The following is a 4,011-nucleotide window of genomic DNA, read 5'->3' as shown; positions in this document are numbered from 1 at the left end:
GTGCGGGGTGGCCGCCCTTCTTCACGACCTACTACTGGTTGTACGGACCGTAGTCGTAGTCCTCCAGCGGAACGGCCTGGCCGGAGCCCGTGCCGAACGGCGAGTAGTCGATGTCGTCGTAGCCGACGGCCGAGTACATCGCGGCCTTGGCCTCCTCGGTCGGCTCGACCCGGATGTTGCGGTAGCGGGACAGACCCGTACCGGCCGGGATGAGCTTACCGATGATGACGTTCTCCTTGAGGCCGATCAGGGAGTCGGACTTGGCGTTGATCGCCGCGTCCGTCAGAACCCTGGTCGTCTCCTGGAAGGACGCCGCCGACAGCCAGGACTCGGTTGCCAGCGAGGCCTTGGTGATACCCATCAGCTGCGGACGGCCGGAGGCGGGGTGACCGCCCTCGGTGACCACACGACGGTTCTCGGTCTCGAACTTCGAACGCTCGACCAGCTCGCCCGGCAGCAGCTCCGCGTCGCCGGACTCGATGATCGTCACACGGCGCAGCATCTGCCGGATGATGATCTCGATGTGCTTGTCGTGGATCGACACACCCTGCGAGTTGTAGACCTTCTGGACCTCGCCGACCAGGTGGACCTGGACCGCGCGCTGGCCGAGGATGCGGAGCACGTCGTGCGGGTTGGTGGCACCCACGGTGAGCTTCTGGCCCACCTCGACGTGATCGCCCTCGCCGACCAGCAGACGGGCACGCTTCGAGATCGGGAACGCCGTCTCGTCGCTGCCGTCGTCCGGAGTGACGACGATCTTCTTGGTCTTCTCGGTCTCCTCGATACGGACGCGGCCGGCCGCCTCCGAGATCGGGGCGACACCCTTGGGCGTACGAGCCTCGAAGAGCTCGACGACACGGGGCAGACCCTGGGTGATGTCGTCACCGGCCACACCACCGGTGTGGAAGGTACGCATCGTCAGCTGCGTGCCGGGCTCACCGATGGACTGGGCGGCGATGATGCCGACCGCCTCACCGATGTCGACCAGCTTGCCGGTCGCGAGCGAACGGCCGTAGCAGTACGCACAGGTGCCGACCGCGGACTCACAGGTCAGGACCGAGCGGGTCTTGACCTCCTCCACACCGGCCGCGACGAGCGCGTCGATGAGCACGTCACCGAGGTCGACGTTCGCCGGCGCGATGACCTTGCCGTCGACGACGACGTCCTCGGCGAGCATCCGGGCGTAGACAGAGGTCTCGACGTCCTCGGTCTTGCGCAGGGTGCCGTCGGCGCCACGCTCCGCGATCTTGAGCTTGAGGCCACGGTCGGTGCCGCAGTCCTCCTCGCGGATGATGACGTCCTGCGAGACGTCCACCAGACGACGGGTCAGGTAACCCGAGTCGGCGGTACGCAGGGCGGTGTCCGCCAGACCCTTACGGGCACCGTGCGTGGAGATGAAGTACTCCAGCACGGACAGACCCTCGCGGAAGGACGCCTTGATCGGACGCGGGATGGTCTCGTTCTTGGCGTTGGACACCAGACCACGCATACCGGCGATCTGACGCATCTGCATCATGTTTCCACGAGCACCCGAGTTGACCATCATGAAGATGGGGTTGGTCTTCGGGAAGTTCGCGTTCATCGCCTCGGCGACCTCGTTGGTCGCCTTGGTCCAGATCGCGATGAGCTCCTGGGTGCGCTCGTCCTTGGTGATCAGACCGCGCTCGTACTGCTTCTGGACCTTCTCGTCCTGCTCCTCGTAACCCTTGACGATCGCCTTCTTCGCCTCGGGAACGACGACGTCGGAGATGGCCACGGTGACACCGGAACGGGTCGCCCAGTAGAAGCCCGCCGCCTTCAGGTTGTCGAGCGTCGCCGCCACGATGACCTTGGGGTAGCGCTCGGCCAGGTCGTTGACGATCTCGGAGAGCTGCTTCTTGCCCACCGAGTAGTCGACGAACGGGTAGTCCTCGGGCAGCAGCTCGTTGAAGAGCGCGCGGCCCAGGGTCGTCCGCAGACGGAACGAGTCACCCTGCTGCCACTCCGGCTCACCCTCCTCCTGCGCCGGCGGGGTCCAGCCGCGCGGCGGGATGGTGCCGACCGGGAAGCGGATGTCGATCTTCGCCTGGAGCGAGAGCTCCCGGGCGTCGAACGCCATGATCGCCTCGGCGGTGGAACCGAAGGAACGGCCCTCACCGATGACCGTGCGCTCCTCCTCGTCCGTGGTCAGGAAGAAGAGGCCCAGCACCATGTCCTGGGTCGGCATGGTGACCGGACGGCCGTCGGCCGGCTTGAGGATGTTGTTCGAGGACAGCATCAGGATGCGGGCCTCGGCCTGCGCCTCCGCGGACAGCGGCAGGTGCACGGCCATCTGGTCACCGTCGAAGTCCGCGTTGAACGCGGTGCAGACGAGCGGGTGGATCTGGATGGCCTTGCCCTCGACCAGCTGCGGCTCGAAGGCCTGGATGCCGAGACGGTGCAGCGTGGGCGCACGGTTCAGCAGCACCGGGTGCTCGGCGATGACCTCTTCGAGGACGTCGTACACCACGGTGCGGCCACGCTCGACCATGCGCTTGGCCGACTTGATGTTCTGCGCGTGGTTCAGGTCGACCAGGCGCTTCATCACGAACGGCTTGAAGAGCTCCAGCGCCATGGCCTTGGGCAGACCGCACTGGTGCAGCTTCAGCTGCGGGCCGACGACGATGACGGAACGCGCCGAGTAGTCGACACGCTTACCGAGCAGGTTCTGACGGAAACGACCCTGCTTACCCTTCAGCATGTCGCTGAGGGACTTCAGCGGACGGTTGCCGGGGCCCGTGACCGGGCGACCACGACGGCCGTTGTCGAAGAGGGCGTCGACCGCCTCCTGGAGCATCCGCTTCTCGTTGTTCACGATGATCTCGGGGGCACCGAGGTCGAGCAGACGCTTCAGACGGTTGTTGCGGTTGATCACACGGCGGTACAGGTCGTTCAGGTCGGAGGTCGCGAAGCGGCCACCGTCCAGCTGCACCATCGGACGAAGGTCCGGCGGGATGACCGGCACGCAGTCGAGCACCATGCCCTTGGGGCTGTTGGACGTCTGCAGGAACGCGGAGACGACCTTGAGGCGCTTGAGCGCACGAGTCTTCTTCTGGCCCTTGCCGGTACGGATGATCTCGCGGAGACGCTCGGCCTCCTCCTCGAGGTCGAAGGACTCCAGGCGCTTCTGCAGCGCCGCGGCACCCATCGAGCCGTCGAAGTACGTGCCGAAGCGGTCACGCAGCTCGCGGTAGAGCAGCTCGTCGCCCTCGAGGTCCTGGACCTTGAGGTTCTTGAAGCGGTTCCACACCTCGTCCAGACGGTCGATCTCGCGCTGGGCGCGGTCACGCAGCTGCTTCATCTCGCGCTCGGCACCCTCGCGCACCTTGCGGCGCACGTCGGCCTTGGCGCCCTCGGCCTCGAGCTCGGCCAGGTCGGTCTCGAGCTTCTTGGCACGGGCCTCGAGGTCGGCGTCGCGACGGTTCTCGACCTGCTGGCGCTCGACGGAGACGTGGGCCTCCAGCGACGGCAGGTCACGCGTGCGGCGCTCCTCGTCCACGAACGTGATCATGTACGCGGCGAAGTAGATGACCTTCTCGAGGTCCTTCGGCGCCAGGTCGAGCAGGTAGCCCAGACGCGACGGGACGCCCTTGAAGTACCAGATGTGGGTCACGGGAGCGGCGAGCTCGATGTGGCCCATCCGCTCACGCCGCACCTTGGCGCGGGTGACCTCGACGCCACACCGCTCACAGATGATGCCCTTGAAGCGGACACGCTTGTACTTGCCGCAGTAGCACTCCCAGTCCCGGGTCGGACCGAAGATCTTCTCGCAGAAGAGTCCGTCCTTCTCGGGCTTGAGCGTGCGGTAGTTGATGGTCTCGGGCTTCTTGACCTCGCCGTGGGACCAGGTCCTGATGTCGTCCGCGGTGGCCAGGCCGATCCGCAGCTCGTCGAAGAAGTTGACGTCGAGCACTGTGCGTCAATCCCTCTTTCGGGGTCGTGTCTCAATCATGGTCTGAACGGTCCCGGGGATGGCGGGGGCTCCTTCTGGGG

General features: G+C 66.0%; 1 protein-coding gene. It reads right to left on the bottom strand.

Annotated elements, in window-relative coordinates:
- Positions 1-31: 31 nt before the first annotated feature.
- Positions 32-3,931 carry a DNA-directed RNA polymerase subunit beta' gene (locus tag ACWGH4_RS32505; RefSeq protein WP_441265748.1) on the bottom strand — a complete coding sequence of 1,300 codons (3,900 nt, stop codon included), beginning with the start codon at positions 3,929-3,931 and terminating at the stop codon, positions 32-34.
- Between the last annotated feature and the right edge of the window lie 80 nt (positions 3,932-4,011).

This window comes from Streptomyces sp. NPDC054847 (assembly GCF_053610925.1).
The sequence above is the reverse complement of the archived record's forward strand: the minus strand, read 5'-3'. Positions and strand labels throughout refer to the sequence as shown.